This is a genomic window from Bradyrhizobium sp. KZN70725 (assembly GCF_055264925.1).
In genome coordinates, this window is record NZ_JBUYWT010000012.1 from 116233 (window position 1) to 142491 (window position 26259).

At 64.2% G+C, this 26259-nt stretch carries 31 protein-coding genes; 12 read left to right on the forward strand and 19 right to left on the reverse strand.

All coding sequences use genetic code 11. From position 1 onward, the window contains the following. The first annotated feature begins 15 nt into the window (after positions 1-15). The 3 genes from ACZBJS_RS14280 (at position 16) to ACZBJS_RS14290 (ending at position 1569) form a co-directional block, all read left to right on the forward strand. On the forward strand, positions 16-768 hold the full coding sequence (locus tag ACZBJS_RS14280; RefSeq protein WP_316398950.1) for a DUF72 domain-containing protein: 753 nt from the start codon (positions 16-18) through the stop codon (positions 766-768). Positions 769-832: 64 nt separating this feature from the next. Further along, positions 833-1009 carry a hypothetical protein gene (locus ACZBJS_RS14285; RefSeq protein WP_158074202.1) on the forward strand — a complete coding sequence of 59 codons (177 nt, stop codon included), beginning with the start codon at positions 833-835 and terminating at the stop codon, positions 1007-1009. Positions 1010-1137: 128 nt separating this feature from the next. Continuing rightward, the gene (locus tag ACZBJS_RS14290) at positions 1138-1569 is read left to right on the forward strand and encodes a CBS domain-containing protein (protein ID WP_316398949.1); all 432 of its coding nucleotides are present in this window, start codon (positions 1138-1140) and stop codon (positions 1567-1569) included. 192 nt (positions 1570-1761) lie between these two features. Here ACZBJS_RS14290 and ACZBJS_RS14295 read toward each other — a convergent pair whose 3' ends face one another. The 13 genes from ACZBJS_RS14295 to ACZBJS_RS14355 form a co-directional block, all read right to left on the reverse strand. Then, the gene (locus tag ACZBJS_RS14295) at positions 1762-2091 is read right to left on the reverse strand and encodes a four-helix bundle copper-binding protein (RefSeq protein WP_316398948.1); all 330 of its coding nucleotides are present in this window, start codon (positions 2089-2091) and stop codon (positions 1762-1764) included. Positions 2092-2100: 9 nt separating this feature from the next. After that, entirely contained in the window at positions 2101-2325 is a 225-nt protein-coding gene (locus ACZBJS_RS14300) for a hypothetical protein (protein WP_028331984.1), read from the reverse strand. A 53-nt stretch (positions 2326-2378) separates the two neighbouring features. Then, positions 2379-3464 (reverse strand): YihY/virulence factor BrkB family protein, encoded by a 1086-nt coding sequence (locus ACZBJS_RS14305; protein WP_168856395.1) that lies wholly within the window; start codon positions 3462-3464, stop codon positions 2379-2381. A 2-nt stretch (positions 3465-3466) separates the two neighbouring features. Further along, on the reverse strand, positions 3467-4039 hold the full coding sequence (locus ACZBJS_RS14310; RefSeq protein WP_463438840.1) for a hypothetical protein: 573 nt from the start codon (positions 4037-4039) through the stop codon (positions 3467-3469). A gap of 35 nt (positions 4040-4074) precedes the next feature. Next, a complete protein-coding gene (locus ACZBJS_RS14315) occupies positions 4075-4518 on the reverse strand; it encodes a hypothetical protein (protein WP_233475468.1) in 444 nt (147 codons plus the stop codon). Positions 4519-4523: 5 nt separating this feature from the next. Next, on the reverse strand, positions 4524-4745 hold the full coding sequence (locus tag ACZBJS_RS14320) for a hypothetical protein (RefSeq protein ID WP_050385371.1): 222 nt from the start codon (positions 4743-4745) through the stop codon (positions 4524-4526). A 33-nt stretch (positions 4746-4778) separates the two neighbouring features. Then, positions 4779-5627 (reverse strand): hypothetical protein, encoded by an 849-nt coding sequence (locus ACZBJS_RS14325; RefSeq protein ID WP_168856398.1) that lies wholly within the window; start codon positions 5625-5627, stop codon positions 4779-4781. 245 nt (positions 5628-5872) lie between these two features. After that, entirely contained in the window at positions 5873-6127 is a 255-nt protein-coding gene (locus ACZBJS_RS14330) for a hypothetical protein (protein ID WP_168856399.1), read from the reverse strand. Positions 6128-6483: 356 nt separating this feature from the next. Continuing rightward, positions 6484-6684, reverse strand: coding sequence for a hypothetical protein (locus tag ACZBJS_RS14335; protein WP_028331978.1), 201 nt, complete (start codon positions 6682-6684; stop codon positions 6484-6486). A gap of 303 nt (positions 6685-6987) precedes the next feature. Beyond that, positions 6988-7734: a Crp/Fnr family transcriptional regulator gene (locus tag ACZBJS_RS14340; protein WP_076828811.1), complete on the reverse strand. Its 747-nt coding sequence runs from the start codon at positions 7732-7734 to the stop codon at positions 6988-6990. After that, positions 7735-10905: a CheR family methyltransferase gene (locus ACZBJS_RS14345; protein ID WP_316394370.1), complete on the reverse strand. Its 3171-nt coding sequence runs from the start codon at positions 10903-10905 to the stop codon at positions 7735-7737. Between the two features lie 364 nt (positions 10906-11269). After that, positions 11270-11539, reverse strand: coding sequence for a hypothetical protein (locus ACZBJS_RS14350; RefSeq protein ID WP_076828806.1), 270 nt, complete (start codon positions 11537-11539; stop codon positions 11270-11272). Next, complete coding sequence (locus tag ACZBJS_RS14355) at positions 11539-12549, reverse strand: chemotaxis protein CheB (protein WP_316394366.1); 1011 nt, start codon at positions 12547-12549, stop codon at positions 11539-11541. The genes ACZBJS_RS14350 and ACZBJS_RS14355 overlap by 1 nt, the downstream gene beginning before the upstream one ends. On the opposite strand from ACZBJS_RS14355, the gene ACZBJS_RS14360 reads away from it, so the two are divergent. Together ACZBJS_RS14360 and ACZBJS_RS14365 are read left to right on the forward strand one after the other, a co-directional pair. Next, positions 12443-13063 carry a response regulator gene (locus ACZBJS_RS14360; protein WP_316394384.1) on the forward strand — a complete coding sequence of 207 codons (621 nt, stop codon included), beginning with the start codon at positions 12443-12445 and terminating at the stop codon, positions 13061-13063. The genes ACZBJS_RS14355 and ACZBJS_RS14360 overlap by 107 nt on opposite strands. 87 nt (positions 13064-13150) lie before the next feature. Beyond that, positions 13151-13330: a hypothetical protein gene (locus ACZBJS_RS14365; protein ID WP_244558852.1), complete on the forward strand. Its 180-nt coding sequence runs from the start codon at positions 13151-13153 to the stop codon at positions 13328-13330. Between the two features lie 310 nt (positions 13331-13640). On the opposite strand, the gene ACZBJS_RS14370 is transcribed toward ACZBJS_RS14365, so the two are convergent. From ACZBJS_RS14370 to ACZBJS_RS14380, 3 genes are all read right to left on the reverse strand, one after another. After that, entirely contained in the window at positions 13641-13820 is a 180-nt protein-coding gene (locus ACZBJS_RS14370; RefSeq protein WP_076828803.1) for a hypothetical protein, read from the reverse strand. A 224-nt stretch (positions 13821-14044) separates the two neighbouring features. Continuing rightward, positions 14045-14242, reverse strand: coding sequence for a hypothetical protein (locus ACZBJS_RS14375; protein WP_076828802.1), 198 nt, complete (start codon positions 14240-14242; stop codon positions 14045-14047). Positions 14243-14548: 306 nt separating this feature from the next. Further along, complete coding sequence (locus tag ACZBJS_RS14380) at positions 14549-14896, reverse strand: response regulator (RefSeq protein ID WP_076828800.1); 348 nt, start codon at positions 14894-14896, stop codon at positions 14549-14551. Positions 14897-15558: 662 nt separating this feature from the next. On the opposite strand from ACZBJS_RS14380, the gene ACZBJS_RS14385 reads away from it, so the two are divergent. The 3 genes from ACZBJS_RS14385 to ACZBJS_RS14395 all read left to right on the forward strand — a co-directional run bounded on the left by ACZBJS_RS14385 (position 15559) and on the right by ACZBJS_RS14395 (position 19768). Further along, positions 15559-17964, forward strand: a complete 2406-nt coding sequence (locus tag ACZBJS_RS14385) for a phosphoketolase family protein (RefSeq protein WP_168856403.1) — start codon at positions 15559-15561, stop codon at positions 17962-17964. 3 nt (positions 17965-17967) lie between these two features. Then, the gene (locus tag ACZBJS_RS14390) at positions 17968-19152 is read left to right on the forward strand and encodes an acetate/propionate family kinase (protein ID WP_316394363.1); all 1185 of its coding nucleotides are present in this window, start codon (positions 17968-17970) and stop codon (positions 19150-19152) included. A 112-nt stretch (positions 19153-19264) separates the two neighbouring features. Further along, the gene (locus ACZBJS_RS14395; RefSeq protein WP_076828795.1) at positions 19265-19768 is read left to right on the forward strand and encodes a DUF6496 domain-containing protein; all 504 of its coding nucleotides are present in this window, start codon (positions 19265-19267) and stop codon (positions 19766-19768) included. 233 nt (positions 19769-20001) lie between these two features. Here the strand turns inward: ACZBJS_RS14395 and ACZBJS_RS14400 are convergent, their stop codons facing one another. After that, a complete protein-coding gene (locus tag ACZBJS_RS14400) occupies positions 20002-20808 on the reverse strand; it encodes an enoyl-CoA hydratase/isomerase family protein (RefSeq protein ID WP_076828793.1) in 807 nt (268 codons plus the stop codon). Positions 20809-20882: 74 nt separating this feature from the next. Here ACZBJS_RS14400 and nthA point away from each other — a divergent pair, with 74 nt between their 5' ends. From nthA to ACZBJS_RS14415, 3 genes are read left to right on the forward strand one after another with little or no spacing between them, the layout of a single operon-like run. Then, on the forward strand, positions 20883-21512 hold the full coding sequence (gene nthA / locus ACZBJS_RS14405) for a nitrile hydratase subunit alpha (RefSeq protein WP_316394359.1): 630 nt from the start codon (positions 20883-20885) through the stop codon (positions 21510-21512). Further along, complete coding sequence (gene nthB / locus ACZBJS_RS14410; RefSeq protein ID WP_076828791.1) at positions 21509-22168, forward strand: nitrile hydratase subunit beta; 660 nt, start codon at positions 21509-21511, stop codon at positions 22166-22168. The genes nthA and nthB overlap by 4 nt, the downstream gene beginning before the upstream one ends. Then, a complete protein-coding gene (locus tag ACZBJS_RS14415) occupies positions 22168-22545 on the forward strand; it encodes a nitrile hydratase accessory protein (RefSeq protein WP_050419707.1) in 378 nt (125 codons plus the stop codon). The genes nthB and ACZBJS_RS14415 overlap by 1 nt, the downstream gene beginning before the upstream one ends. Before the next feature lie 462 nt (positions 22546-23007). Here the strand turns inward: ACZBJS_RS14415 and queC are convergent, their stop codons facing one another. Continuing rightward, on the reverse strand, positions 23008-23727 hold the full coding sequence (gene queC, locus ACZBJS_RS14420; RefSeq protein WP_316394356.1) for a 7-cyano-7-deazaguanine synthase QueC: 720 nt from the start codon (positions 23725-23727) through the stop codon (positions 23008-23010). Positions 23728-23855: 128 nt separating this feature from the next. Between queC and mazG the strand changes: the two genes are divergently transcribed. After that, positions 23856-24701: a nucleoside triphosphate pyrophosphohydrolase gene (gene mazG / locus ACZBJS_RS14425; RefSeq protein WP_057016581.1), complete on the forward strand. Its 846-nt coding sequence runs from the start codon at positions 23856-23858 to the stop codon at positions 24699-24701. Positions 24702-24869: 168 nt separating this feature from the next. On the opposite strand, the gene mgtE is transcribed toward mazG, so the two are convergent. Further along, on the reverse strand, positions 24870-26240 hold the full coding sequence (mgtE, locus tag ACZBJS_RS14430) for a magnesium transporter (RefSeq protein WP_463438841.1): 1371 nt from the start codon (positions 26238-26240) through the stop codon (positions 24870-24872). Between the last annotated feature and the right edge of the window lie 19 nt (positions 26241-26259).

Below are 26259 nucleotides of genomic sequence, written 5' to 3' on the forward strand. Positions count from 1 at the left end.
CGCTTGGACCATCGCATGGCGCTCGTATTGATTGGCACCTCCGGCTGGCACTATTCGTCCTGGCGCGGTCCGTTCTTTCCCAAGGGCTTGCCGCTCAAGCGGCAACTCGACTACTACGCGACGCAGTTTCCGACGACTGAGCTGAACGGCGTCTTCTACCGCACGCCGACCGAACAGGCGGTGACAGGCTGGCGCGATGCGACCGATGCGGATTTCGTCTTCGCCTGGAAGGCGTCGAAATTCATCACGCACTGGAAGCGCCTCTCCGCGAACTCGGTCAACAGTCTCCAATTGCTGGAAGAGCGTCTGTCGTTGCTGCGCAACAAGGCCGGCCCGGTCCTGTTTCAGCTGCCGCCGAACTTCACGATCGATGCCGATCGGCTAGCCTCGTTCCTGAAGCTGTTGAAGCGGCGGCGGCGCTATGCGTTCGAATTCCGCCACCCCAGCTGGTACGAGCCGCATATCCTGAAGCTGCTGGCGGATCGCAATATCGCGCTCTGCATTTCCGATCACCACGACGCGCCGGCGCCGTGGAAACGGACCGCGGATTTCGTCTACGTCCGCGGCCACGGCCCGGGCGGCCGATATCGCGGGCACTACAAGCCGGCCGAGCTTTCCGACTGGGCCAAACGCATCCGCGGCTGGAAGCGGCAGGGATGCGACATCTATGTCTATTTCGACAACGACCAGAAGAGCGCAGCGCCGGCGGATGCCAAACGGCTTTGCGCGCTACTCGGCGCCACCGTTCCTCGGCGGCGTTCGCAATAGGAACGAACGGTTCCAGCCTGCATTGGCTGCCAAAGAGACGAGCCGACGCGATGCCATCCGATCGTTGAAAGCCATTGCGCTGAACTACACGCTGAAGCGGGGCAAGGATCCCTCCCCGACCCACTACAAGGACCTCAAAAAGCCCTACGACAAGACTGTGCAGACCACCACCATGCTTGCGGCCAACGCGGCACATCCTGCACGCCTGCTGAAGTCGGCGACCTATCCCGGCGTAGCCTAGGCACGGAGCGGGACATGCCGCTTCATCCGACCTGGACCAACATTGCCATCCGCCTCGCCTTGTTAGGAACGCCGTTCCGGGCGGCATCGTTAGGCCGTTGACGCAACCAGCCAAATGGAGAGGCTATCATGAAGGTTTGCGACGCGATGACACCTGACGTCCAGCTGTGCACCCCCGACGATACGCTCCGCGATGCTGCAGAAGCGATGGCAGCGCTTGGCGTCGGCCTGCTGCCGGTTACCGATAGCGAGCGCCTGGTCGGCATGATCACGGACCGCGAGATCGCGCTTCGCGGCATCGGAATGGGGCGCGGCCCCGACTCGCGGGTCGGCGACGCCATGACGGCCGAGGTGAAGTATTGTTTCGAGGATCAGGAGCTCGACGACATCGCGCAGAACATGGGTGCGATCCAGGTTCGGCGCCTGCCGGTGCTGAGCCGGGACAAGCGCCTGGTCGGAATCATCGCCCTCGGGGATATCGCCCTGATCCAGGCCAGCGATGGTACGGGCATGGCGCTCAGCCAGACCTCACGCCCGACCACCCAACACGCGCAACTCTAGACTTACACGGCTCCGCTTCGCGGCCCTGGCTCGCAAAGGCCCGGCTCGCGAAGCGGAGCGTCAGGTGCGCCAATGGCCGACTATGTACCGTGGATCGTGATTGCCGCCGGGGTCATCGCCCTGATCGTCACGGCGCTGCTCTGGCGCGCCCATTACGTCAGCTCCGATTGACCGAACGGGGAGCTCGCGCCGTCAGGCCGCCATCTTGCGGCAGGATTCCGCGCACGCACGGCACATCGCCACGCATTCGTCCATGCCGGCGACGCGCTCGCAATCCTCGGCGCATTCACCACAGATCTCCGCGCATTCCCGGCAGGTGTGCTTGTGGTGCGGGGTGTTGATCAGCATGAAATGGGCCGCCGTCCGGCACATTTCCGCACAAGCCATCATCAATCGGAAATGCGCCGGCTCGACATGCTTGCCGCCGGTGACGAGACAATGGTTCATGGCCGTGCCGAGGCAGGTCCTATAGCAGGACAGACAGGTCTCGACGCATCGGTTCATTTCCTCAGAGAATGCCATGTCGATACCTCACGCCTGCGCCAGCAGCTGGCGCAGGTAGCAAAGTCCATCAAGGGTCAGCTTCGACTCGCGGACTTCGCCCTGCGCGATCTCGGCTTCGAGGAAGGTCTCGAGTTCGGGAAGCGCGCGGTCGAACCTGTCCGCGATGCCCATCAGCTCGCAGGTTTGCTTGATCCGCTCGATCGGTTTTTCCAGCACGTTGATCTCAACCATTTTGGCATAAGCGCGGGTCATGCCGTTGGTTCCTATGCTCATTGCCGGGTGCGCTGCTGCGGGGTCTGCGCCGGCTAAGACGCCCTGCCGACCGTGTCGGCCATGGTTGCGCCACGCGCTCCGAGCGGCTTGCGGCGGCCCTCGGTCGAATCGAGCATGGTCTGATGCTCGATCTCTGAATTCAGCTCTGCCCCGCACAGCACGATGATGGCGGACATCCACATCCACGTCATCAGACCGATGGCCGCCCCCAGCGAGCCATAGGTCGCGTTGTAATCGCCGAAGTTCGCCAGATACCAGGAGAGCAGCACCGAACCGGCCAGCCACAGCACGGCCGCTGCGACGGCGCCGACGCTGAGCCACTGCCAGCGCGGCCTGGTTCGGCTCGGACCATAGCGGTACAGCACCGCGAGCGCGGTGAGGAGCAGGAGCACCAGGATCGGCCACCGTCCGAACCGGATGACGAGCTCGGCGGTCGTGCCCAGTCCGACCTGCTGTAGCAGAAGCGGGACGACGACCACCGCTCCGACCATCAGCATGATGGAAATCAGCCCGGCGATCGTGAACGAGAGGGACATCAGATTCAGTTTGACGAAGCTGCGCTTTTCCTTCTCGTCATAGACGACGTTGAGCGCATCGAAGATCGCCTTCATGCCGGCATTGGCGCTCCAGATCGCGATCAGCAGGCCGGCGGCAAAGGTCAGGCCGAGCGTCGAGGTCCCCTTCGCGAGCACGCGCGCGATCTGGTCCTGGACGATCGCAAACGAGCCTTCCGGCAGCATCAGCGCCAGGCTCTGCAGGTTCGATGAGATCGTGGACGGATCGGCGAACAGGCCGTAGCTCGAGACCAGCGCGGTGATCGCCGGGAAGATCGCGAGCAGGCCATAGAACACGACGCCGGCCGCGGTTGCCAGCAGACGGTCCTCGTCGATCTGCTGATAGGTGCGCAGCAGAATGTCCTTCCAGCCGGCAGTCGGAATCTCGAGCGGCGTGTCGGCGAGCCGTCCACGATCTTGCGTTTCGGCCAGCGCGGGTTCGACGCCCTGCTCCCGAGCGGACGGCCGCTCCGATCGGGACAGCTGGCGAGCGATCGCCAACGTCGCCAGAGCCGTTGCACCGGCGAGCATCAGGTCGTTCGGCCAATTGCGCAGCGTACCCATCGCTAGTCCTGGATCGCATCGCGCTGACGCCGGGCGCGCGATGCAGCAAACCAGCCGACAAGCATGATTGCAGCTCCGGCGGCCAGTGCGCGGGTGGTGGGATCTACGCTCGCCCCTGCTCCCGTCCGCGTGGTGGCGATCAGCCGCGCGGCGACGGGCACTGCGATCGCGCGCTTGAGCATGTCGGCCTGTCGGCCCGGGCGCGGCACGGCCGGCGCAGGACGCGCGAGCAGCACGCGGCCCATGACGAGCCCCAGGATCCCGAGGAGGACAAAGGCGCCGCCGATCGCGGCATATGCGATCCAGATGCCGTAATGCATTTCAAGGGCGTGGAAAGCCGCGCCAACCCCGATCCCGGTCGCGATCAGAAGCGAGACCGCACCCGCCAGCATGAAGCTGCACGCAAATGCGTAGCCGGTCACGAGGCGCGTCATCCATTGTCGCAAGTCCGCAAGGTAGGAGCGGAAGATCAGGCTCAGCGAAGACGACGTGTTGACGCGCATGACGAGGTCCATTGCAAGTCGGCATCCGACAACCCGGCGGGAAGATCGACGTTCCTCCCCGGCAACGCGCAACAGTTTGCGCCATGCGGGACAGCGCGAACCGAGCGCTAACTGACCGGAGGGAGATTTGCGCGTGGCGGCATGGAGCTCGGGAATGGCTTCGCGACCATGAGCGTCCCGCGCTCGTCGGTTTCGAGCGCGATCTTCTGGGCAAGCATCACGTCGCCCGCCGCCAGCGCGCCGACGGGCCGGAAGCACCAGCCCAGCACGATACGATCGCCGCCGTCCATCTCATAGACGTTGGTCGAGGTGCCGTAGCAAATCCGGTATCGCTTGCCGGAGTCCGAGCCGATGACGTCGAAGCGCTTATACTTTTCGAACTGCGCCCGCTGCTCGGGTGACAGCCACGCGGACAGCAGCGCAAGTCCGCGCGCCTCAATTCGCTCATAGGCCTGCCAGCGATCCCAGATCGCGGCCAGCGTCGCACCCAGCGTGCCGGCGGCGCGCCGGAGCACGGACCGCAGGGACATCTCGCGCAGACGGGCGAGCATTGGCGTCAGCCGCCGACCAGCCTCGGATAGAACAGGGTTTCCTCGGCGGTCGGATCGAGCGCGCGGACCAACTTCGCCTCTCCGGTCGCTTGCCGGATTGCGGCGGTGTAGCCGTCCGACGTGAGCTGGGTGAAGCGAGCATTCGCCCAGGCCAGCTGCTCACTGTTGTCGGGGTCGAACTGCTGTCTCGTGTCGCCGGAGTGGTCCATCACCAAGATCGTTGCCATCATCGTCTCCCTTGAAGGACATTCACAACTGCATCAGACAATCGGCACGGCCGTCGTCGGCCTGCCGCCCATCCACTCCGGCAGCGCGGCGCCGTCGCGGTGACGGCCACCCGCGCCGGCCGCGGCCCACGCGGCGACCGCACCGAACAGCAACGCCGCCGCAACCGAGAAAGCCAAGATCACTGCGCTGCGTCGCGACCGCTGGATGGCGGTCCTGGCATCGCCCATCACGCTGTCGACGCGTTTCTCCGCCTCCGCAGCAGGCAGACCGGTCGCGGCCGCCACCTGCTGGATCAGATAGCTGCGATCGTCGGAGCTGACGCCACTGCGGCTGGAGCTCGTCAGCAGGATGCGACCGGCCTCTGCCCGCTCATAGCCGATATCGAGATTGGCCGGACGCCGCACTGACCGGTACAGGCGGTCGAGCTCGGCGCTCAGCAGCGGCTCCGCGGCCGTCGCAGATGGCCGGTTCTGAACCACCGGACGCGCGGTTGACAGGCCAACCAGCGCGACGATCGTAGCACCGAGGATGACGGCGAGCGCCCAGGCGGTCAGGCCGTGAAGCCCGTCGCGGCTGTCGATCTCGTCGGATGGCGTCGCGCCGATCACGCGCTGGGCCCGGCCGGCGATGTAGCCGCCGACGCCGAAGCTCACCAATGCCTGCAGGATCAGATACAGCCCCGACAGCAACGCGAGCGCGGCTGATGCGTCGCGCCATGACGGCGAGCTTGAACTGACACCCAACCCGACCGCCGCGCCGAAGCCGATCAGGATCACCGACAGCGCCGCCGCAGCCAGCGCGCCGGCGATGACCGGACTCCATTGCAGCCGAAGCCCGGTCCTGTTGGCGGCGGACACGGCAAGCCCTCGCTCGTTATCCATGACGCGCCTACCGCAGCCCGAAGAACGACAATATCGCCAAAATGACCACGATCAGTCCGACCAGATAAATCAACTGGTTCATGAAAACCTCCTCCGTCCTTCCCGTCCTGACAATCTGGTGGAGAAGCCAAGGTTCCTACGCGGACGAACCGGCGCGATGCGGCAGGCCAATAAAAAGGGCCCCGCCGAAGCGAGGCCCTCATTGGTCGTCGCGATCTGCTGATCGCGACGTGCGACCAACACCGTTAGTCGTCGTCCCAGTCATGACCACGGATCACGAAGCCGCGGTCGCGGTAGTAGTCGCGATGATGGTTGTACCAGCCGTGGTGCCAGCCCCGGTCATGCCGGTATACGTCGACGCGCGGACCACCATAATATCGATCGCTGTAGTAGCCGTGGTCCCCGCCGACATAGATGCCCACACCCTGCGCGCTCGCAACGGTCGGTGCCGCTATCGAGAGTGCCGCAACCGCGGCAAGAGCGTAAGTAAGCTTCGTCATGGCATCCTCCTTTCTAGTACGCCGTGATAACGACTGGCGTCCGCGCATGTTGCAGGAACAGGACCGGAACTTTCCTGAACGTTCCTTCACCATCATGGCGGCTGGACGTGACCGGAGGACGAGATCGAGGAGCCCTCGACGCTCTACTCGATCGCTGTGGCTCCACTCCCTGTTCGACACAAGTGACCCCAGCTCAGGGATGGAGAGCTGGGGTCGTAGCGGGGTTCTCCTGGTTGCGCTGACGGCCGGTCGGCGCGTCAGCTCGCGAGAGCATGCGCGTCGAAGTCAGTTCCGGCACTAACGTCTGCAAATGTGCGACGCACAATCGTGCCGCTGCGATTGCCCGATCAGACCGCCTAGCGCCACATGCTCGGGGCGGTGCGCAACGCGGCCTGGCCTGCGATGCGCAGCTCATCGATTGACGAGCGTCCCTCGCGAATGGCCTGCAGCAATCCAGAGGCGACGTTGGTCCGCTTCGTCGTATCCGAGCGCGGCACGCCTCCGCAGACCTCGTCGAGCACCGCGCGAAGCACTGCGGCCGTCTCTCCATCGAGCATGATTGCCTCCCTGCCCTCGTGGATCGAACTGCATCGTAGCGCGACACCGCGCGAGAGGAGTTCAAGTATGTTAACAGCCGTATCCAAATCTTGCGCGGCCGACCGTCGCGCTGTCTTCGTCGCGACAAATCACTGTCATGTTCAGATCGTCAGTGCGCTCTGCAAAATGACGCGCCTCCGCGTCAGTCCCGCTGCGACATTTCAAGGATCGCATCAGCGAACGCCTGCGGCGCCTCGCGCGCCCGCCGCACCGGCATCCGTCGCGATTTCAGGGGGAGCAGCATAGAGCCGCCTTGCCGCGTCTCAGCCGCGCCGCTTGGTGTGCAGATAGTCGGCCGAAAACAACGCCGTGTCCTTGAGCAGCTTCAGGTCGTTGATCGTCAGCATGCGGTCGCGCAGCACGATCAGGCCGGAGCCGCGCAGCTCCTGCAGCGTCCTGTTGACGTGGACCACCGACAGGCCGGTGGCATCGGCGAGATCCATCTGCGTGACCGGGAACAGGCAGGAATCGCCGTCGATCATTCCAACCGGCAGCAGGCGCTCATGGAGTTCGCACAACAGATGCGCGACCCGCTCCAGCGCCACGCGCCGTCCGATATTGACCGTCCATTCCCGCTGGATCGCGCTGTTCACCATGGTTTCGCACCACAGCGCCTCCTCCAGCGAACGGTCGCTCGCCAGCAGTTGCTCGAACGCTGGCCGCTTGATGTCGGCATAAGTGACCGGGGTCAGCGCGCCGATCGAATGATCCATCACCGACAAAAGATAAACGCAGGCGTCGCAGCTGTCGCCCGGCAGGATGAAATTGACGATCTGGCGGCGGCCGTCCGGCAGCGTCTTGTAGCGGCAGAGCCAGCCCGACAGGATGATCCTGACGCTCTCGACCGGATCGCCCTCGGTGGCGAGGTCTTCGCCCGGGCGGGCCCGATGCAGCCCTTCCTGGATCGCCTGTTGCAGCAACGCGATCCCGCGTTCGGACAATTGCCGCAGGGCATTGAGCCGCCGGATCACCGGCTGCGCCAGATTTCCCTCGAGGATCGGGGGATGCATCTAGCTCCCCATGCTCGGCGTATGGATGGCTTGCGGGTTCATCGGTATGGCGATCGTGCAGTGCAGTCCCGACGGATTGAACTCGAGCGTGCTCTTGCCCTTGAACTCGAACGCCAGCGTCCGCTCCAGGAGATCGGATCCAAATCCCCTGCGGCGCGGCGGCGCCACCGCGGGCCCGTTGCGCTCGCGCCAGTCGAACAGCAGTTGCCGCGGATCGGCCGCATCATCGATGCGCCATGAGACGTCGATGCGCCCGGCCGTATCGCTCAGCGCGCCATACTTCAAGGCATTGGTTGCGAGCTCGTGGAGTGCCAGCGCGAAGGTCTCCGCGGCCTTGGGCTGGAGCCGGATCCCGGGACCTGCGACCTTCAGTTGCTCGCCTTCCTTCGCGTTGTACGCAAGCAATTCCTCGACCACGAGATATTCGAGGTCGACGCCGCCTTCCGGATCGCGGGTCACCAGCGACTGGGTCCGCGCGAAGGCGTTGAGCCGGCCGTCGAGATGCGATGCGTAGTCCTCGACGTTCGCGCTGGTCTCGGCCGAGCGGCGCGCGATCGAGCGGACCACGCCGAGCGTGTTGCGCACGCGATGCTGCAGCTCGGCAAGTAGCAGCCGCTGCCGCTCCTCGGCCCGCGTGATCGCGGTGACGTCGATGAAGGTGATCACGACGCCGGCGATGAAATTGTCGATGCTGCGGTACGGCAGGATGCGCACGATATAGCGCGTGCCGCTGTCGGGCGCGGTCAGCTCGCGCTCGGCGCTGGCCAGCGTCCGCAGCACGCGCCGCACATCGTCGTAGAGCTCCTCGATCGGGATGCGCGCCTTGATATGCGCGATCGGGCGGCCGACATCGGTCTCGACCAGATGCAGCAAATGCGTGATCGCCGGCGTGAAGTTCATCACCTTCAGATCGTTGTCCAGGAACACGGTCGCGATCTGCGTGCTCTCGAGGAAATTCTTCAGGTCGCTGGTGGCGCGGGTCAATTCCTGCACGCGATGCGCCAGCTCGCCGTTGACGGTCGTCAGCTCCTCGTTGACCGACTGCAATTCCTCGCGCGAGGTCTCCAGTTCCTCGTTGGCGGATTGCAGCTCCTCATTGAGCGATTGATACTCCTCGTTGGAGGATTTCAGTTCCTCATTGGTGCTTTCGAGCTCCTCGATCGTGGCCTGCAACCGCTCGCGGGTGGCGCGCAGCTCGCTTTCCAGCCGCTCGACATGCTCGGTCCTGACCAGAACGTTGGGATTGGTTTCGGCGCGATCCACAGGGCGGATCGGCCCATCCTTGAACAGCACGACGAAATTGCGGTGACCCGCAGGGCCGTCGAGAATTGGTTCGGCCGTGATGTCGACCAGCACGCGATGCCCGTTGACGCCGAGTTGCACCTGCTCGGCATGCGCGGCCTCGTTGGTTTCCGCGGCACGGCTGAGCGCCGTGCGCAGCTCAAGTCTGAGGTCGCGGTGCACGAGTTGCAGCAGGTCGAGGGTCGCCGTGCCTGCGGTCGGCTCGATATAGCGGCCGGTGCGGCCGGAGAAATGCAGGATGTGAAAGTGGTCGTCGGTGATCACATAGGCCGGCGCATAGCGCTCGGCGATGCGCTGGGCGCGGCGCTCGAGGCCGACATCGGGGCCGATGGAGCGGACCGGTGGTATGTCGATCGCGGCTCGCCCGGCCGCCGTCGTGATCGGGAATTCCGGCGGCAGCCGCGTCCCGGTCTCGAGCTTCTTGAAGATGCGTGCGCGCCGGTCGACCGGCGCGAACAGCTTCGGATGCCGGGTGACGTTCTCGGAATTGCCGAGAAACAGGTACCGGTCCGGCAGCAGCGCAAAATGGAACAGCGGGATGACGCGGTTCTGCAGCTCGGCATTGAGATAGATCAGCAGGTTGCGGCACGAGATCAAATCGAGCTTGGAGAACGGCGCGTCCTTGATGACGTTGTGCTGCGAGAAAATGCACATCTCGCGCAGCTCCTTGACGACGCAGTAGGTGTCGCCTTCGCGTACGAACCAGCGCGCCAGCCGTTCCGGCGTCATATCGTTCTCGATGCTGGTGCGATAGCGCCCGACGCGCGCGGCGGCGAGCGCGCGCCCGTCGATGTCAGTCGCGAAGATCTGCACCTGCGGCACCGAGTCGAGACCGGCCATATGCTCGCGCAGCAGAATGCCGATCGAATAGGCCTCTTCGCCGGTCGCGCAGCCAAGCACCCAGACACGCACCTGCTGGCCGACGCCCTTCCCTTCGAATATCTTCGGAATGATCTGGGTTTCCAGGACATCGAACTCCTTCTTGTCGCGGAAGAATTCCGTGACGCCGATCAGGAGGTCGTTGAACAGATGTTGCGCCTCGTCCTTGTCGTTTCTCAGGAAATCGACATAGGCAGAGATATCGTCGATCTGCACCACCTGCATGCGGCGCTGGACGCGGCGCAGGAAGGTGTTCTGCTTGTAGCCGTGGAAATCGTTGCCGGTCTTGTTGCGAAGGATATCCGCAATGCGCGCAAGCGAGGTTGCCGCCGCGGCCAGCACCTCGTCGAACCCCTGCTTCTCCTCGAGCCGGCGCAGGTGGCGGGCATAGACGTCGATATGCTCGGGAATGGCCTCGGGCGGCAGCACAAAATCCGCGATCGCGACGGCCGAATTGCCTTCGGCGTGCGGATCGGGTTCGCCATCCCCGATGCGCTCGGCGATCGCCAGGCCGCCATGATCCTTCAGGGTCGCGACCCCGAGCGTGCCGTCGCCACCGGTGCCGGCCAGCACCACGCCGATCGATTCCTCGGCGCGCTCCTCCGCCAGCGACACCAGGAAACTGTCGATGGTGGCCCGCTCGGCGCGCGCCTGCTCGGCGCGCCGGACCGCGAAACGGTCGCCATGAACGGTGGTGATCATGTCGGACGGACACAGATGGATCGTGCCACCCTCGACGAGCTGTCCGTCGCTGATCTCGGACAGCCGGGCGCCTTCCGATCGCTGCAACGCTTCGCGCAACCGGGTGTCCTCGATGGCATCCCGGTACTGCAACACGAGCACGACGGCCTGGTCCGGATTGAGCCTCAGCTTCGAGAAGAACCGCTCGATGCTGTCGAGGGTGCCGGCGGACGCGCCCACACCTATGATCAGCGGCGCCTTGGACTGGCGCTCTTCGTCTCCGCTCTGGGATTGGCCAACATCATCCATGATTGCAGCGGCTCTCATTCTCCTGCTGGCGTCTCGCCCGCGTCTTTTGATAGCAGAGTTTAGTCCTATCCCAACGGGATAGGTAGGAATTCTCCAACCTCCCGGGAACCTCGACTCCGGGATCGATTGCCCTCCAAAACCGGAAGGGTCATAGTTAGGTGATGGAAGGCGACCCGACGATAGATGGATCCGGAGAGCTCACAGCCCTGATCAGGCGTGCGGAACGGGCGACTGCAGAAGCCCATCGCCTCATCGACGAGAACGACCTCTGGCGCCAGCGCGTCCTGCAGCAGTTTGACCACATGTTCGAACTTGGAGCGGAGTTCAGGGCACTGAGGCGCATCCCCGATCCTCCTCCCAGGCGCTAGTGCGATGTCACCCGCTCCTCGAGATATGCGACCCGCTGCACGATCAGGGTTCGATGCCGCTCCCACTCGATCAAGGTCTGCTTGAGCAAGCCGACCAGCCGCTCGGCTTGCACAGTGTCGTGACCGGCCCGTTGCAGCCAATCCAGCAGATCCTGCTGGCTGCGCAGCCGCCTCCAGCCCTCCTCGATATCGACGTCCGCCTTGACCAGCAGCGCACGTTCGGACCGCAGCTGTTCGGCCCAGTTCGCATGCTCAGCGCTGGCCATCACGGTTCCTTCCGCGCCGGTCGCTTCGGATCGAGCGATTGTAGCATGACTCGCCGGATCATATCGGCGTATTCGCGATATTCAGCGGCGCGCGCGTCATACATTTGCGCGACCGCCGGGCGACCGCTCTGGCGGCCGTCCTCGGCCATCCGGTGCACCAGTTCGGCGCGCTCCTCGATGATGCGGAGTGCGACCCGGAGCGCCTCGTCAACCCGGCCCTCCTGCTCCTTGGCAAGCGCGTCGGCCGTATAGGCGTGACCGACCTGACAGCGAAATCGCAGCGGGTGCCCGACCTTGAGCTCGGAAAGGACGCCACCGCATCCCGGACAAGTCAGCGGTGCCGGATCGGCAATCTCGACCAGCGTATCGCTGCCGACGCGCTCGCCCGCCGCAATTTTCACCTCCAGCACGATCTCCGGCGGAATCGGCAGGATCGCGCCGGGCCGCTCCCGAACCAGATCGGACAGCACATCGCCAAGCCGTGCGCCCGGGATACAGAGATCGACGGTGGTCGCTTCCAATGCCCTGAGCGGCATTTCATCGGACATCGCGTCCTGGGGCTCCTGAACCAGCGCGACCCCACCGCACCGCTTGATCGCGTTCAGGCCTGCCGCGCCGTCGGACAGCAGGCCGCTGAGCACAACGCCAATCACGCGCGGTCCATAGTGCAGTGCGGCCGAGCGAAACAGCGCGTCGATCGCCGGCCGCACCAGATTTTCGCGTGGCCCGCGGCCGAGCATCAGGTGGCCATCCTGGATCAGCAGATGGTGGTCCGGCGCCGCCAGATAGACGTGACCATTTTCGATGACCATGCCGCTTTCCGCCTGCCGGACCGGCAGCTTGCCGGCGGCGTTCGCGACCGTGGAGAGAATGCCGATGCCGTGAGACGGTATGTGCAATACGATGAAGACCGCGGCCGGCAGATCCACCGGCAGCCGGCCCAGAATCTCCTTCAACGGTGCAGTCGCCCCAGCCGAACCGCCGATGACGATGATGTCCCGATTGGACATGGAACCTGCCTTTTCCGATATTGTTTACAACAAGGCGAGCATTCGGCTTATGTTCCAATTTTGCGACGACATCACACCGGGTACGGCCCGAATCGACATGTCTGAATTTGCACCTTTGCGCGAACGCCCTCTCCTGACCGGACGGCGCGTCCTGATTGTCGAAGACGAATATTTCCTTGCCGACGACATGCGCAGCGCGCTGCGTGCGCTCGGTGCCGATATCGCCGGGCCGGCCGGTGACATCGACGATGCGCTTCGTATCCTTCAAGACGGCGGCGTGATCGATGGAGCGGTGCTCGATGTAAACATCCGCAAGCAGATGATCTATCCGGTCGCGCGCGAGCTGCAGGCGCGCGGCGTGCCGATGGTGTTCACCTCGGGATACGACAAGATCGTGCTGAGCAGCGAATTCGCGGACGTTCCGTTGTGGGAGAAGCCGTTCGATCATCGCGCCATGGCGCACGGGCTCGCCGGCATGATCCTGCGCGGCAATGACGCTGCCGGACACGAATAATCCGCTCGAGCATTTGCAAATGTTAGTGCGGAGGTTTGCAGACGGCCTCACGATACTCCGGTCACGATATCGGACCGGGGGTGTGTAATGACCGAGATCGAAAGACGTATCGAGCTGCTGGAGCAGACGGCCGCAGAACGCGCGCTGGTCGCCGACCTCTCAACCGTCACGGAAACCCGCATCCGTAACGCCCAATTGGCAAACGAGTTGCGCCTCGTCGTCGCGCAGCTCAGGACCTTGAGGCCGGGTGACGCTCATACTGTCTGATTGTCTCGGTCCACGATCTCGGGTGAACCGGCGGCGCGATACATCCTCCCATCGTTTTCAGGAAGGACAACGACACTGCACGATTCAACGGATCGGATCGCGGAATGCCGGCAACTGGCCGACGAGGCCGACCGTCTGGCCGCGACGTCCGGCGTCGAAAGGACGCGCAAGGATTACGAGTTGCTGGCCAGGTCCTGGCGACAATTGGCGCTGAGCTACGAATTCTCCATGCATCTCGAACGCTTCATCAACGCCCGCTAGTCGGCCTGCCGACCGATAGGGATATTGCCCGCCCCCACCAGCGAAAGCCTTACGTACTGTTGTCGCGGTGGGCTTTGATCTCCATGCGCGTGCTCGCGGAATTACGCACCGATTGCCGCAACTCGGCGAGCTGATCGTCTCGCTGATCCGCGAGCGATCGCTTCTGTGCGCGCAAAGTGAGACTTTCTTCGATGGCAAGCTGAGCGCGGGCGAACAGGGGATCGATCATCGACGAAACATGTCACCCGATCGCTGCCGCCGCCCTGTCATGTGATAAGTCCGAAGCGGGTTTGCTCCGAGGCATCGCGACAAACGTATCTCATGAGACATCGAAGATTGTTCGAACGCGGTCGTCGCCAGCGTCGGTGCGCCGCTTCATGCTCTGCTCCCTGGCGGGGGTGACACAGTAATCACCCCAACCAGCATGGTTCCGCCTCCGCAGGGTGCGAAAGCTCAACACAGGTCAGGATTCAGGATTCCATATTGGCTTTCCGCCTGCGGGAAGGGTTCCTGCGTCTTGCGGCCCAGAAACGTGCTGGCGCGGCTTTCGGCGAGGAGCTTGCGCGCGTGCTCGACGACCCGGATCATCCGCTCGGTATCGTTGAGATCACGGTAATTGGAAAGACGATAGATTTGCCGCTCGATGGGCATGGTGTACTCCCTGTTATGCAGGCGGGAGCACAATCGGTCTCTCAGCCACCGACGCCTACGGCAGAGCCTTGGCCGGTGATGAGGAGACAACAAACCTCGACCAGGAAAGTTGCCAACAAAGTGCTGTGTTGGGAATCACAGCGCAATACATACGGTGTCGTCCCTGCTTTCGCATGCTTTCGCAGGGACGACGTGTGGAAAGAGCAGCGAACGCTCATTCTCTTTGGTGTCATTGGCACGGGGGCCGGACCCATATCCACCGCTGCGCATCCCGGCGCGCGCACCGATCTGCGTTCAGTTCGCCGGCTATTCGGCGACGCTCATCTGCTTGCACAAGATCCCGAGAGCCTCCGCACACCCGCGCGGCTTGGTCACCACGGGGAGATGCGCATACTTCTCGGGCAGCGCGCTGGGGTCGTAGCCGGTATACAGGGTGACCGGTGTTCCCATCGCAAGCAGGGTATCGATCAACTTGTAGGACGAGGTTCCATTGACGTTGATGTCGATCAGCGCGCCGGACGCTCCGGACGCGTGCGGGCGGGCTTCGTCGATCGAAGCGAACGGGCCGACGACGTGATAGCCGGCCTGTCGTGCCAGCGTGGCACAGTCATCGGCAATGAAATACTCGTCCTCCACGATCAAGATCGTACGCATAGCAGTACCTCTGCCAGTTGATCTTCGCGGATGATCGAGGCGTTAACGTTCTCCCGCCGGTTGGGTTTCCCAGGCGCGTCGTTCCGCGCACCGTTAGGACAGCGGTCATGGCCCATTCAAAGAGCGGGAATTCAAGACGGAGGGTGGTCCCGATTTTCCAGGCGCGCGCCGTCAGCTACCGGCCACCAGCAACCCGAGGTACAGCCAGAGTACAATTGTCACAGTGATCGTTGCGGCGAAAAAGTAGCGGTCGATGAGATTCATCAACTGCACCCTTCGGATGACTATGGCGGATATCGAATCGCGGTCGAAACATCAGTCGCTGCCGCTTGTCATCTCTCTGCCTGGTTCCGGCATTTACATATGAGAGATCGGTGGTCCCGCCCGGAGATGCCTTGTTTGCCGATGTCGAAGAACAAACCAGTCGCCGTCACCGCTAGGGTGTGCGGGTGCGCGGCTCCAAGGCGGCAAACTAAGGAACGAGGGTCGGCGCCTGCGGTTGGAGCCAGCGAACGCAATGCATCAGCCAAGAACCGCAGCCAAGAACCGCCGCCGCTATCGCTGCCCGACGTCCCGCCCGGCCCCGCCATCAGTCGAGCGCGATCATCACCGGCCGGATCAACCTGTAGCTGTTGTGATAGTTTTGGGGAGGAGTTGGCTCCATGAAAGCAACCATCGAACAAAGAACGACCGCCGGCAATCTCGACCTGCTCGACCGCTACTGGCGCGCCGCCAATTACCTTTCGGTCGGCCAGATCTATCTTCTCGACAATCCGCTGCTTAGCGAGCCGCTGCGCAAGGAACACATCAAGCCCCGCCTGCTCGGTCATTGGGGCACCACACCGGGCCTGAATTTCGTCTATGCCCATCTCAACCGTGTCATTCGCGCGCTCGATCTCAACGTCATCTACATTTGCGGTCCCGGACATGGCGGTCCGGGCATGGTGGCGAACACATATCTCGAAGGCTCCTACAGCGAGATATATCCCGACATCGGCCGAGACGCGGATGGTCTGCGAAAGTTGTTCCGGCAGTTTTCCTTCCCCGGCGGTATTCCAAGCCACGCGGCACCGGAAACGCCCGGCTCCATTCATGAGGGTGGCGAGCTCGGCTATTCGCTGGTCCACGCCTATGGCGCGGCGTTCGACAATCCCGATCTGATCGTGGCCTGCGTCGTCGGCGATGGCGAGGCGGAAACCGGTCCGCTGGCTGCATCGTGGCACTCGAACAAGTTCTTAAATCCCGCGCGTGATGGCGCGGTGCTGCCGATCCTGCATCTCAACGGCTACAAGATCGCCAATCCGACGGTGCTCGGGCGGATGGGCGACGAGGAAATCCGCAACCTGTTTCGCGGCTACGGACATGAGCCGCTTTTCGTCGAGGGCGACAATCCGATGCCGATGCATCGCGCCATGGCCGCTGCCCTGGATGAGGCGCTTGCAGCCATTCACAAGATCCAAACCGAGGCGCGCGGCGGCAAACGATCGGAGCGGCCGCGCTGGCCGATGATCGTGCTGCGCAGTCCGAAGGGCTGGACCGGTCCGAAGGAGGTCGACGGGCTGAAAGTCGAGGGCTTTTGGCGCGCGCACCAGGTGCCGATCGCGCAAGTCCGCGACAACCCCGCGCATCTCAGGCTGCTTGAAGACTGGATGCGAAGCTATCATCCAGAGCAACTGTTCGACAAGGATGGTGCGCTGATCCCGGAGCTCCAGGCCCTCGCCCCGACCGCGAACCGCCGGATGGGCGCCAATCCGCACGCCAATGGCGGCCTTCTGAAACGCGAGCTCCGGTTGCCGGATTACCGCGCATTTGCCGTCGACGTGAAGCATCCGGGTCAGACGGTCGCCGCAGCGACCCACGAGCTCGGAAAATACCTGCGCGATGTCCTCAAGCTGAATGCCAATGCCGGCAATTTCCGCATCATGGGGCCTGACGAAACCGCCTCGAACCGGCTGGATGCCGTATTCGAAGCCACAGACCGGGTCTGGATGGAGCCGACCGAGCCGTACGATGTCCATCTCGCTCAAGACGGCCGCGTCATGGAAGTCCTCAGCGAACACCTCTGCCAGGGCTGGCTGGAGGGCTATCTATTGACCGGACGCCACGGCTTCTTCTCCTGCTATGAAGCATTCATCCACATCGTGGATTCGATGTTCAACCAGCACGCCAAATGGCTGAAGGTCTCGCGCCAATTGGCGTGGCGGCGTCCGATCGCCTCGCTCAATTATCTGCTGACGTCGCATGTCTGGCGACAGGATCACAACGGTTTCAGCCACCAGGATCCCGGCTTTGTCGATCTGGTCACCAACAAGAAGGCCGACATCGTCCGTGTCTATTTCCCGCCCGACGCCAACACGCTGCTATGGATCGCCGATCACTGCCTGCAGACCTACGATCGGATCAATGTCATCGTCGCCGGCAAACAACCGTCCGCGCAATGGCTTTCGATGCAGGACGCCGCCACCCATTGCGATGCCGGCATTGGCATCTGGACGTGGGCCGGAACCGGAGATGCCACAAGCGAGCCCGATGTCGTGATGGCTTGCGCGGGTGACGTTCCGACGCTGGAGACGCTCGCCGCCGTTGATCTGCTGCACAAGGCCCTCCCCGACCTCAAGATCCGCGTGGTCAACGTCGTCGACCTGATGACGCTGCAGCCGAGGCAACAGCACCCTCATGGCCTCAGCGATCGCGACTTCGACAGCCTGTTCACGCGCGATCGCCCCGTCATCTTTGCCTACCACGGCTACCCTTATCTCATCCACCGACTCACCTATGGCCGGGCCAATCACGACAACATGCATGTGCGCGGCTTTGTGGAGGAAGGCACGACGACCACACCTTTCGACATGGTCGTTCTCAATGGATTAGACCGCTATCATCTCGCGATCGAGGTGATCGAGCGCGTGCCGGGGCTCGCCACCAAGGCCGCACAGATCAAGCAAGAATACCGGAACGCCTTGATCGCGCATGCGCGATATGTGCGCGAACATGGCGAGGACATGCCGGAGGTTCGAGACTGGGTCTGGCCAAACGGCACTGGCGGCGCCACACCTGCGGGCGGTTGAGCCATGCCGACGTCCGATGCGGTTCTGGTCGTCAACTCCGGCTCGTCGAGCATCAAGTTCGGCGTTTTCGATGCTTCGCATACCGATCCCGCGCTGCTCTGCAAGGCACAGGTCGACGAGCACGAGGGCGCGTCGCGATTGGTCTTCACCGACCCGGCCGGCCGCGCGTCGTTCGCGTTGGAGCAAGCCGAACCAGATGCGTCGCCCGATCGGCTGTTCGCCGACGTCCTGGCACGGATCGAACATCATCTTGGCCAGCGGCTGCGTGCCGTCGGGCATCGCGTCGTACATGGCGGCCGCGAATTTTCGCGACCGGTCGAAGTCAATCGGACGGTGCTTGCCGTCCTCGACGCCCTCACCCCGCTGGCGCCGTTGCATCAGCCTCGCTGCCTGACGCCAATCCGGGCAATCAGCGCGATCCGGCCGGAACTGATGCAGGTCGCATGCTTCGACACGTCGTTCCATCATGGCCTCGCGCCGCCCGTCAATCGGTTTGCGATCCCGAGACATCTCGAACGCGCCGGCATTCGGCGCTACGGCTTTCATGGGCTCTCCTTTGAATATGTCGCAGGCCGCCTTGCCGACATCTCGCCGGAGTTTTCCGCAAAGCGCACCGTGGTGGCGCATCTCGGCAATGGCGCGAGCCTCTGCGCCATGCGCAACGGCCGGAGCATCGACACCACGATGGGTCTGACGCCGCTCGACGGCCTGGTCATGGGGACCCGTTGCGGCACGATCGATCCGGGCGTTCTGCTTTACCTCCAGCAGCAGAACGGCATGTCGGTCGACGACCTTGAGCAACTGCTTTATCACCAATCGGGGCTGCTCGGCGTTTCGGGCATCTCCTCCGACATGCGTGTCTTGCTCGCCAGCCAGGAGCCAGCCGCGAAGGAAGCGGTTGATCTCTTCACGTTCCGCATCGCGCAGCAGGTCGTCGCGATGGCTGGCACGCTGGGCGGACTGGAATGCCTGGTGTTCACCGGCGGTATCGGCGAGCACGCGGGCGAGGTTCGCAGCCAGGTCTGCGAACGCCTGCGATGGCTGGGTGTTGAGCTCGATCCATGCGCCAACGCCGCGGCAGAGCTGCACATTGCTGGCACGGACAGTTCGGTGGACGTGCTCGTCATGGCGACAAACGAGGAAGCAACGATTGCTCGCCACTGCGCAGCCTTGATCTCGGGAACCTAGGATCGCCGAGAGGCGCTCCTGCGGCAGTGGGCTAAATCGATGCTTGAAGGACCGTTTCCTTGAGCCGGACGTTGACGTCCCGGAAACCGAAATCGGCAACGGGAGAACGATAATGCCGGAACGAAAGACGATGCAAAAGGCCAGACAGGACCGGCGCGCGGGAAAGTCGACGACCACCCAGGCGGGCGAGTTCGTGCACGAGGAAATTCGCAAGGTTCGCCGTGGCAAGCACGGCGCGCGATCTTCCAAACAGGCCATTGCAATCGGCCTGTCGAAGGCGAGGCGCGCGGGCGTTCCGCTCCGTCCCCCCAAGAAAGGCGCAGCCAAGGCGACCACCCGCAAGAGCGCGGAGTACGCCTATGAGGCGGGCCAGGGCAAGCGAAAGACCAGACGCAGGCCGCGCGTCTCGCGAGCGGTGTCCAACGTCCTGAAACGGGAACCGCGCAGCGCGGCGTCGCACACGGCGCTGTCGAAACAAACGCGGCGCGCGGCCTCGCGGCGTTCTGCATCGGCCCGCTCGGCCGCGGCACGCAAGGCGGCAAAAACCAAGGGATCGGCCGTTCGTTCGGCCGCAGCAAAGAAAGCAGCCCGCACCAGAGCGCGGCGGCGAAAGTAAGCTCGAGGACGGGGATGGCGATTCACATAGGCAAATGCGGACGCTGTGATGGGCGCATCATACCCGTTACCTGCTTAGTCTCGACAACGGTGCAGGCGGATGACCCCAGCGTCGGCCCCAGGGCCCGCAAAGGTGCTGGGGTCGTCTCCGCACCGCAAAGGCCCTGACGCACCGGCCCGGGCGTCAGGGCCTTCGCCATTCCGAAGCCTGGAAAGGCTCTTGAACGACAAGCATCAGCGCCCCTTAAAGCCCGGCTTCCGCCGTCCGAGGAAGGCCGCGACGCCTTCCTTGTGATCCTCGGTCAGGCTCGCCAGCGCGAACTGGTCGAGGTCCATGTGGCTGGCGAGATCGTCGAGCGCATGTGCGAGCCGGTTGACCGTCAGCTTGGTCATCGCGACCGAGATCGGCGGCTGGGCAGCGACCTTGGCCGCGAGCGCCATCGCGATGTCATATGACTTTCCAGGATCGGTCACCTGCTCCACCAGGCCCCACTCGTAGGCCTCCTCGGCCGAGATCCGGTCGTCGGCCAGGATCACCGCCTGCTTGGTGCGCGCCGGTCCCATCAGATGCAGCATGCGCGGCACGCTCTGCCAGCTCATGTTCATGCCGAGCGCGATTTCCGGCACCCGCATATGCGCGTCGCGCGCCATGACGCGGAAATCCAGCGCGACCGCGAGTGCCACGCCGCCGCCGACGCAAAAGCCCTCGATCGCGCCGATCGTGACCTGCTCCATGTCCTGCCAGGCGCGCGTCAGCCGCGGCCCGAGCTTCAGGTGCCGGCGCAGCGTGCCCATGTCCATGGTCTGGCGAGAACGCCCCTCGGCGTCCTTGAGGTCGAAGCCGGCGCTGAACGATTTGGCGCCGCCGGTCAGCACCACCACCGAGGTCTCGCTATCGTCCTCGAAACTGCGCGCCGCGTCGGTCAGCTGCCGCAGCGCCTCCGGCGACAGCGCGTTGATACCGTCGCCGCGGTCGAACCGCACCACGGCGATGCGGCCCTCCGGCCCGAGGCCTTTCTCGATCGTCACATAGTCAACCACGCATACCTCCCCGCTCGCATTCTTGTGTACTGCCTGCCTCGACATAGCACGACGGTTTCGCCTATTCTGTGGGCATGAGCGAACATGATCATCACCACCACGATCACGACCATTCCGAACTGTCGGAGACCGAACTGCGCGTCCGTGCGCTGGAATCGATCCTGACCGAGAAGGGCTATGTCGAGGCTGCCGCGCTCGACGCCATCGTGCAGGCCTATGAGACCAAGATCGGCCCGCATAACGGCGCCCGGGTCGTCGCCAAGGCCTGGACCGATCCCGCCTTCAAGAAGGCGCTGCTCGAGGACGCCAGCAAGGCGGTCGGCACCCTCGGCCATGTCAGCCGGGTCGGCGACCATCTGGTCGCGATGGAGAATACACCCGGCCGCCACAACATGGTCGTCTGCACATTGTGCTCCTGTTATCCCTGGGAAATGCTCGGGCTGCCGCCGGTCTGGTACAAGGCCTCGCCGTATCGCTCGCGCGCGGTCAAGGATCCGCGCGGCGTGCTCGCCGATTTCGGCGTCAGCCTGCCGAAGGAGACGGAAATCCGGGTCTGGGATTCGACCGCGGAGACGCGCTTTCTGGTGCTGCCGATGCGGCCCGAAGGCACCGAGGGCTGGAGCGAAGACCAGCTCGCCGAGCTGGTGACGCGCGATTCCATGATCGGCACCGGCTTTCCCAAGAAACCGGGGGCGCCGTCATGAACGGCGTCCACGACATGGGCGGCATGGACGGGTTCGGCAAGGTCGAGCCCGAGCCGAACGAACCGATGTTCCATGAGGAATGGGAATCCCGGGTGCTCGCCATGGTCCGTGCGATGGGCGCAGCCGGCGCCTTCAACATCGACGCCTCGCGCTTCTATCGCGAGACCCTGCCCCCGCAGGTCTATCTGTCGAGCTCCTACTACAGGAAATGGCTGCTTGGGCTGGAAGCCCTGCTGCTCGACAAGGGCTATATCTCCAAGGACGACGTCGCCGCCGGGCATTCCGTCGCGCCGGCGAAATCGCTCAAGCACGGCAAGTTCTCCGTCGCCGACATCGAGCGCATCATGGTGCGCGGCAAGTTCGGCCGCGCCGCGCCGGGGCCTGCGAAATTCAAGGCCGGCGATCGGGTGCGGGCGAAGAACATCCATCCCGCGACGCACACACGGCTGCCACGCTACGTGCGCGGTCACGTCGGGGTGGTCGAGCGCGATCATGGCTGTCACGTATTTCCCGATACCGTGGCCAACGACGCCGGCGAACATCCGCAGTGGCTGTACACCGTCGTGTTCGACGGACGCGAGCTGTGGGGCCCGGACTCCGATCCGACCATCAAGGTCTCGATCGACGCGTTCGAGCCGTATCTGGAGGCCGTGTGATGGATGCAGGTGCCGCCGCGCGCGCCACCAGCGCAGTGTCCAGCATTCCCCGCGACCAGGACGGCCCGGTGTTCCGTGCACCGTGGGAGGCGCAGGCGTTCGCCATGGCCTTGACGCTGCATGACCGCGGCGTGTTCACCTGGCCCGAATGGGCTGCGGCGCTTGCCGACCAGATCAAGCGCGCGCAGGCCGCCGGCGATCCCGACACCGGCGAGACCTATTACCAGCACTGGCTCGCGACGCTCGAACATCTCGTCGCCGCCAAGGGCGTCACGACGCATGAGACACTGCACCGCTACCGCGACGCCTGGGACCACGCCGCCGACCGCACCCCGCACGGCCAGCCGATCGTGCTGACGGCCGCGGATTTCGAGTAGCCTCGAATGCCATGATTACCTACATGCGCATGCGCGGGTGATGTCATCGCGTGGTGGGTCGCCTTGAATCGCGAACTCATCCTCATCGTCGTCCCGGCGAAGGCCGGGACCCATAACCCCAAATGCAAATTGTTACGCGATGCTGGAACGACGAGTCCCACCCACAACGCCTGCCGCGGCGTATGGGTCCCGGCCTTCGCCGGGACGACGACGGGGAGAGACCGCGCGCACGGATTCCAGAGACGGGAGTGCTGGAGCCGAGAAGCCGCAGCATACCGGATCGCCCGGTCGAGCCGGGCCTGGGACGATTTCTGGATAATAGAAGAATACCGCTGAGTTGCCCGACGTGTCAAGTTGCCGTGTCGAACGTTGCCGTGTCGAACGCCGGCAGCCGCCGACTCCTTTGCATGGGGTTGTTTTCGATATTTTGGCCGTGCGCCCTGCGGGGCCATCAGTCCACGGTTACGCGCCACCCTGCGCGACGTACTCCCGCCAGCCCTTGGCCCGCAGGCTGCAGGCCGGGCATTCGCCGCAGCCATAGCCCCAATCGTGCTGCGCGCCGCGTTCGCCGAGATAGCAGGTGTGCGAGTGCTCGCGGATCAGGTCGACCAGCCCTGCTCCGCCGAGCTCGTGCGCGAGCCGCCAGGTCGCGGCCTTGTCGAGCCACATCAGCGGCGTGTGCAGCTCGAAATCCCTGGCCATGCCGAGATTGAGCGCGGATTGCAATGCCTTAATGGTCTCGTCGCGGCAATCCGGGTAGCCGGAATAGTCGGTCTCGCACATGCCGCCGATGATGTGGCGGATCCCCCGCCGATAGGCCAGCGCCCCAGCGAAGGTGAGGAACACGAGGTTGCGGCCGGGCACGAAGGTGTTCGGCAAGCCGTCCGCGCCCATTTCGATCGCGACGTCGCGGGTCAGCGCGGTGTCGGAAATCTCGGACAGCGTCGGGATATCAAGCGTGTGGCTGTCGCCGAGTTTCGCAGACCATTCCGGCCGGACCCGCCTGATCCCGGCCAGCAGCTGGTCCCGGCAATCGAGCTCGATCGCGTGGCGCTGGCCGTAGGTGAAGCCGAGCATCTCGACGCGGGCAAAGCGCGACAAGGCCCAGGCAAGGCACGTGGTGGAATCCTGGCCGCCGGAAAACAGCACCAGCGCGGTGTCGGAAGCATTCTGATCGGTCATGAAACGCGATTTAGCATCTGACGGCGCCGTGGCCAATCCGTGGACAGCGTCGCGATTCCGGCGTGTTTTACTGGGATCGGGAGGGGTGTTTTGGCATAAAGCCAATACCTCTTTGATGCCGGTGCCCCATGACCCCATCCCGCGACATTTCCCGCCTGATCGAGATCATGGCTGCGCTGCGCACGCCGGTGACCGGCTGCCCATGGGACCTCGTGCAGAATTTCGAGACCATCGCGCCCTACACGATCGAGGAGGCCTATGAGGTTGCGGATGCGATCACGCGCGGCGATCTCGACGATTTGCGCGAGGAGCTCGGCGACCTGCTGTTGCAGGTGGTCTATCACGCCAGGATGGCCGAGGAGCAGAACGCGTTCGCGTTCGGCGATGTGGTCGAGGCGATCACCAGGAAGATGATCCGCCGTCATCCGCACGTCTTCGCCGACAAGGACGGCAATATCCAGCCGGCCGGCGTCAAGAGCGCCTGGGAACGGATCAAGGCCGAGGAGAAGGCCGAGCGCGCCGCGCGGCGGCCGCCCGAAGAGACTGCGCACAAATCGCTGCTGGCTAGCGTGAAGGCGGGCCTGCCTGCCCTGACGCGCGCGATGGAGCTGCAGCGCAAGGCGTCCACCGTCGGCTTCGACTGGAACGACCCGCGCGCGGTGCTCGCCAAGATCCGCGAGGAGGCCGACGAGATCGAGGCCGCGCTCGACCGCAACGACAAGGCGGAGATCGCGGAGGAAACCGGCGACCTGATGTTCGCGCTGGTCAACCTCGCCCGCCACGTCGACGCCGATCCGGAAGCGGCGCTGCGTGCGACCAACGCCAAGTTCGAGCGGCGCTTTGCCTATATCGAGAAGGCGCTGGCGGCGCAGGGGCGTTCGCTGGAGGGGGCATCGCTGGAGGAGATGGACGCGTTGTGGAATGAAGCCAAAACCGCCGTCGTCCCGGCGAACGCCGGGACCCATACCGCGTGATCTAACGGATAGTCGACGGTATCAATCCCACGCATCGCCAGAGATTCAGCGAGGCGAGCAAGATGCAGAACTTCCGCTGCACTCAACAACGATGGCCGGTGGTCATGGGTCCCTGCTTTCGCATTGCTTTCGCAGGGACGACACCGAGGTTGAGGGCGCAGGCTCAGCCTACAACAGCGTCCCGCGCAGGATCACCGCGGCGACGCCGAAATAGATCACGAGGCCGGTGACGTCGACCAGTGTCGCGACGAATGGCGCGGAGGCGCTGGCCGGGTCGAAGCCGATGCGTTTGAGGATGAAGGGCAGCATCGAGCCGCACAGCGATCCGAAGGTGACGATGCCGATCAGTGCGGTGCCGACGGTCGCTGCGACGAGCACCCAATGCGGGCCGTAGTCGAACAGGCCGAGCGTCTGCCAGAGCGTGATCCTGACGACGCCGATCAGGCCAAGAATGGCGCCGAGCACGATGCCTGTCGGCAATTCCCGCGCGGCGACACGCCACCAGTCGCGCAGCCGCACCTCGTGCAGCGCCAGCGAGCGGATCAACAGCGAGGTTGCCTGGGAGCCGGAATTGCCGCCCGAGCTCATGATCAACGGGATGAAGAGCGTCAGGACGATCGCCTTCTCGAGCTCGCTCTGGTACGACTGCATTGCGGTCGCGGTCAGCATTTCCGACAGGAACAGCGCGCACAGCCAGCCGGCGCGCTTCTTGATCATCTCGCCGAAACCGATCCGCAAATACGGCTCGTCGATCGCTTCCATGCCGCCGAACTTCTGGGCGTCCTCGGTCGATTCCTCGACGATGGCGTCGATGACGTCGTCGACCGTGACGATGCCGAGGATATGGCCGGGGCCGTCGACGACGGCGACGGCGAGCAGGTCGTAGCGCGAGATCAGCCGCGCCGCCTCCATGCGGTCGGCCTCCGGCGAGATCATCAACGGCTTCCGCGCCGGCGCCGCGGTCAGCACATTGGCGTGCGGATCGCCCGAGATCAGGCGGCGCAGCGGCACGGCCTGGATCAGCGTCTTCTTGACCGGGTCGATCACGAAGATCGAGTAGACGGTCTCACGGGTGCGCTCGACCATCCGGATGTGATGCAGGACCTCGGCGATGGTCCAGCTCGAGGGCACGCTGACGAACTCGGTCGTCATGATGCTGCCGGCGCTGCGCTCGGGATAGGCCAACAGGCCCGAGATGACGTTGCGGGTCTCCGGATTGAGCCCGTTCAGCAGCGTGGCGCGCAGCGGCTCGACCAGCTCCTTGAAGATATCGGCGGCACGGTCGTCGGAGACGCCCGACAGCAGCGAGACCGCGGTATCCTTCGGCAGCTCGGCGAGGATCTCGCAGGTGTTGTCGAGTCCGGGCAGGTCAAGCACCTCGATCGCCTTCTCGGCCGGCAGCGATCGCAGCAGCTTCGCGGCATCCGCGGGCTCCCGGGCGTTGAGCGCATCGACGATCTCGGGAGCCCGGACATGGGCAAGGTCACCGCTCTGGCCGGCGAGCGCCTCTTTCGTGATGGTTTCGCTGGTGTCCTGCATCGATCCGCCTCGGCTTTGC

What these genes read in the sequence shown, in the direction of transcription:
- ACZBJS_RS14280 (WP_316398950.1), top strand. Translation starts at nt 16, where the DNA reads ATGGCGCTCGTATTGATTGGCACCTCCGGCTGGCACTATTCGTCCTGG.
- ACZBJS_RS14290 (WP_316398949.1), top strand. Translation starts at nt 1,138, where the DNA reads ATGAAGGTTTGCGACGCGATGACACCTGACGTCCAGCTGTGCACCCCC.
- ACZBJS_RS14295 (WP_316398948.1), bottom strand. Translation starts at nt 2,091, where the DNA reads ATGGCATTCTCTGAGGAAATGAACCGATGCGTCGAGACCTGTCTGTCC.
- ACZBJS_RS14300 (WP_028331984.1), bottom strand. Translation starts at nt 2,325, where the DNA reads ATGACCCGCGCTTATGCCAAAATGGTTGAGATCAACGTGCTGGAAAAA.
- ACZBJS_RS14305 (WP_168856395.1), bottom strand. Translation starts at nt 3,464, where the DNA reads ATGGGTACGCTGCGCAATTGGCCGAACGACCTGATGCTCGCCGGTGCA.
- ACZBJS_RS14315 (WP_233475468.1), bottom strand. Translation starts at nt 4,518, where the DNA reads ATGCTCGCCCGTCTGCGCGAGATGTCCCTGCGGTCCGTGCTCCGGCGC.
- ACZBJS_RS14320 (WP_050385371.1), bottom strand. Translation starts at nt 4,745, where the DNA reads ATGGCAACGATCTTGGTGATGGACCACTCCGGCGACACGAGACAGCAG.
- ACZBJS_RS14325 (WP_168856398.1), bottom strand. Translation starts at nt 5,627, where the DNA reads ATGGATAACGAGCGAGGGCTTGCCGTGTCCGCCGCCAACAGGACCGGG.
- ACZBJS_RS14330 (WP_168856399.1), bottom strand. Translation starts at nt 6,127, where the DNA reads ATGACGAAGCTTACTTACGCTCTTGCCGCGGTTGCGGCACTCTCGATA.
- ACZBJS_RS14335 (WP_028331978.1), bottom strand. Translation starts at nt 6,684, where the DNA reads ATGCTCGATGGAGAGACGGCCGCAGTGCTTCGCGCGGTGCTCGACGAG.
- ACZBJS_RS14340 (WP_076828811.1), bottom strand. Translation starts at nt 7,734, where the DNA reads ATGCATCCCCCGATCCTCGAGGGAAATCTGGCGCAGCCGGTGATCCGG.
- ACZBJS_RS14345 (WP_316394370.1), bottom strand. Translation starts at nt 10,905, where the DNA reads ATGGATGATGTTGGCCAATCCCAGAGCGGAGACGAAGAGCGCCAGTCC.
- ACZBJS_RS14350 (WP_076828806.1), bottom strand. Translation starts at nt 11,539, where the DNA reads ATGGCCAGCGCTGAGCATGCGAACTGGGCCGAACAGCTGCGGTCCGAA.
- ACZBJS_RS14360 (WP_316394384.1), top strand. Translation starts at nt 12,443, where the DNA reads ATGAAGACCGCGGCCGGCAGATCCACCGGCAGCCGGCCCAGAATCTCC.
- ACZBJS_RS14355 (WP_316394366.1), bottom strand. Translation starts at nt 12,549, where the DNA reads ATGTCCAATCGGGACATCATCGTCATCGGCGGTTCGGCTGGGGCGACT.
- ACZBJS_RS14365 (WP_244558852.1), top strand. Translation starts at nt 13,151, where the DNA reads ATGACCGAGATCGAAAGACGTATCGAGCTGCTGGAGCAGACGGCCGCA.
- ACZBJS_RS14370 (WP_076828803.1), bottom strand. Translation starts at nt 13,820, where the DNA reads ATGATCGATCCCCTGTTCGCCCGCGCTCAGCTTGCCATCGAAGAAAGT.
- ACZBJS_RS14375 (WP_076828802.1), bottom strand. Translation starts at nt 14,242, where the DNA reads ATGCCCATCGAGCGGCAAATCTATCGTCTTTCCAATTACCGTGATCTC.
- ACZBJS_RS14380 (WP_076828800.1), bottom strand. Translation starts at nt 14,896, where the DNA reads ATGCGTACGATCTTGATCGTGGAGGACGAGTATTTCATTGCCGATGAC.
- ACZBJS_RS14385 (WP_168856403.1), top strand. Translation starts at nt 15,559, where the DNA reads ATGAAAGCAACCATCGAACAAAGAACGACCGCCGGCAATCTCGACCTG.
- ACZBJS_RS14390 (WP_316394363.1), top strand. Translation starts at nt 17,968, where the DNA reads ATGCCGACGTCCGATGCGGTTCTGGTCGTCAACTCCGGCTCGTCGAGC.
- ACZBJS_RS14395 (WP_076828795.1), top strand. Translation starts at nt 19,265, where the DNA reads ATGCCGGAACGAAAGACGATGCAAAAGGCCAGACAGGACCGGCGCGCG.
- nthA (WP_316394359.1), top strand. Translation starts at nt 20,883, where the DNA reads ATGAGCGAACATGATCATCACCACCACGATCACGACCATTCCGAACTG.
- nthB (WP_076828791.1), top strand. Translation starts at nt 21,509, where the DNA reads ATGAACGGCGTCCACGACATGGGCGGCATGGACGGGTTCGGCAAGGTC.
- ACZBJS_RS14415 (WP_050419707.1), top strand. Translation starts at nt 22,168, where the DNA reads ATGGATGCAGGTGCCGCCGCGCGCGCCACCAGCGCAGTGTCCAGCATT.
- queC (WP_316394356.1), bottom strand. Translation starts at nt 23,727, where the DNA reads ATGACCGATCAGAATGCTTCCGACACCGCGCTGGTGCTGTTTTCCGGC.
- mazG (WP_057016581.1), top strand. Translation starts at nt 23,856, where the DNA reads ATGACCCCATCCCGCGACATTTCCCGCCTGATCGAGATCATGGCTGCG.
- mgtE (WP_463438841.1), bottom strand. Translation starts at nt 26,240, where the DNA reads ATGCAGGACACCAGCGAAACCATCACGAAAGAGGCGCTCGCCGGCCAG.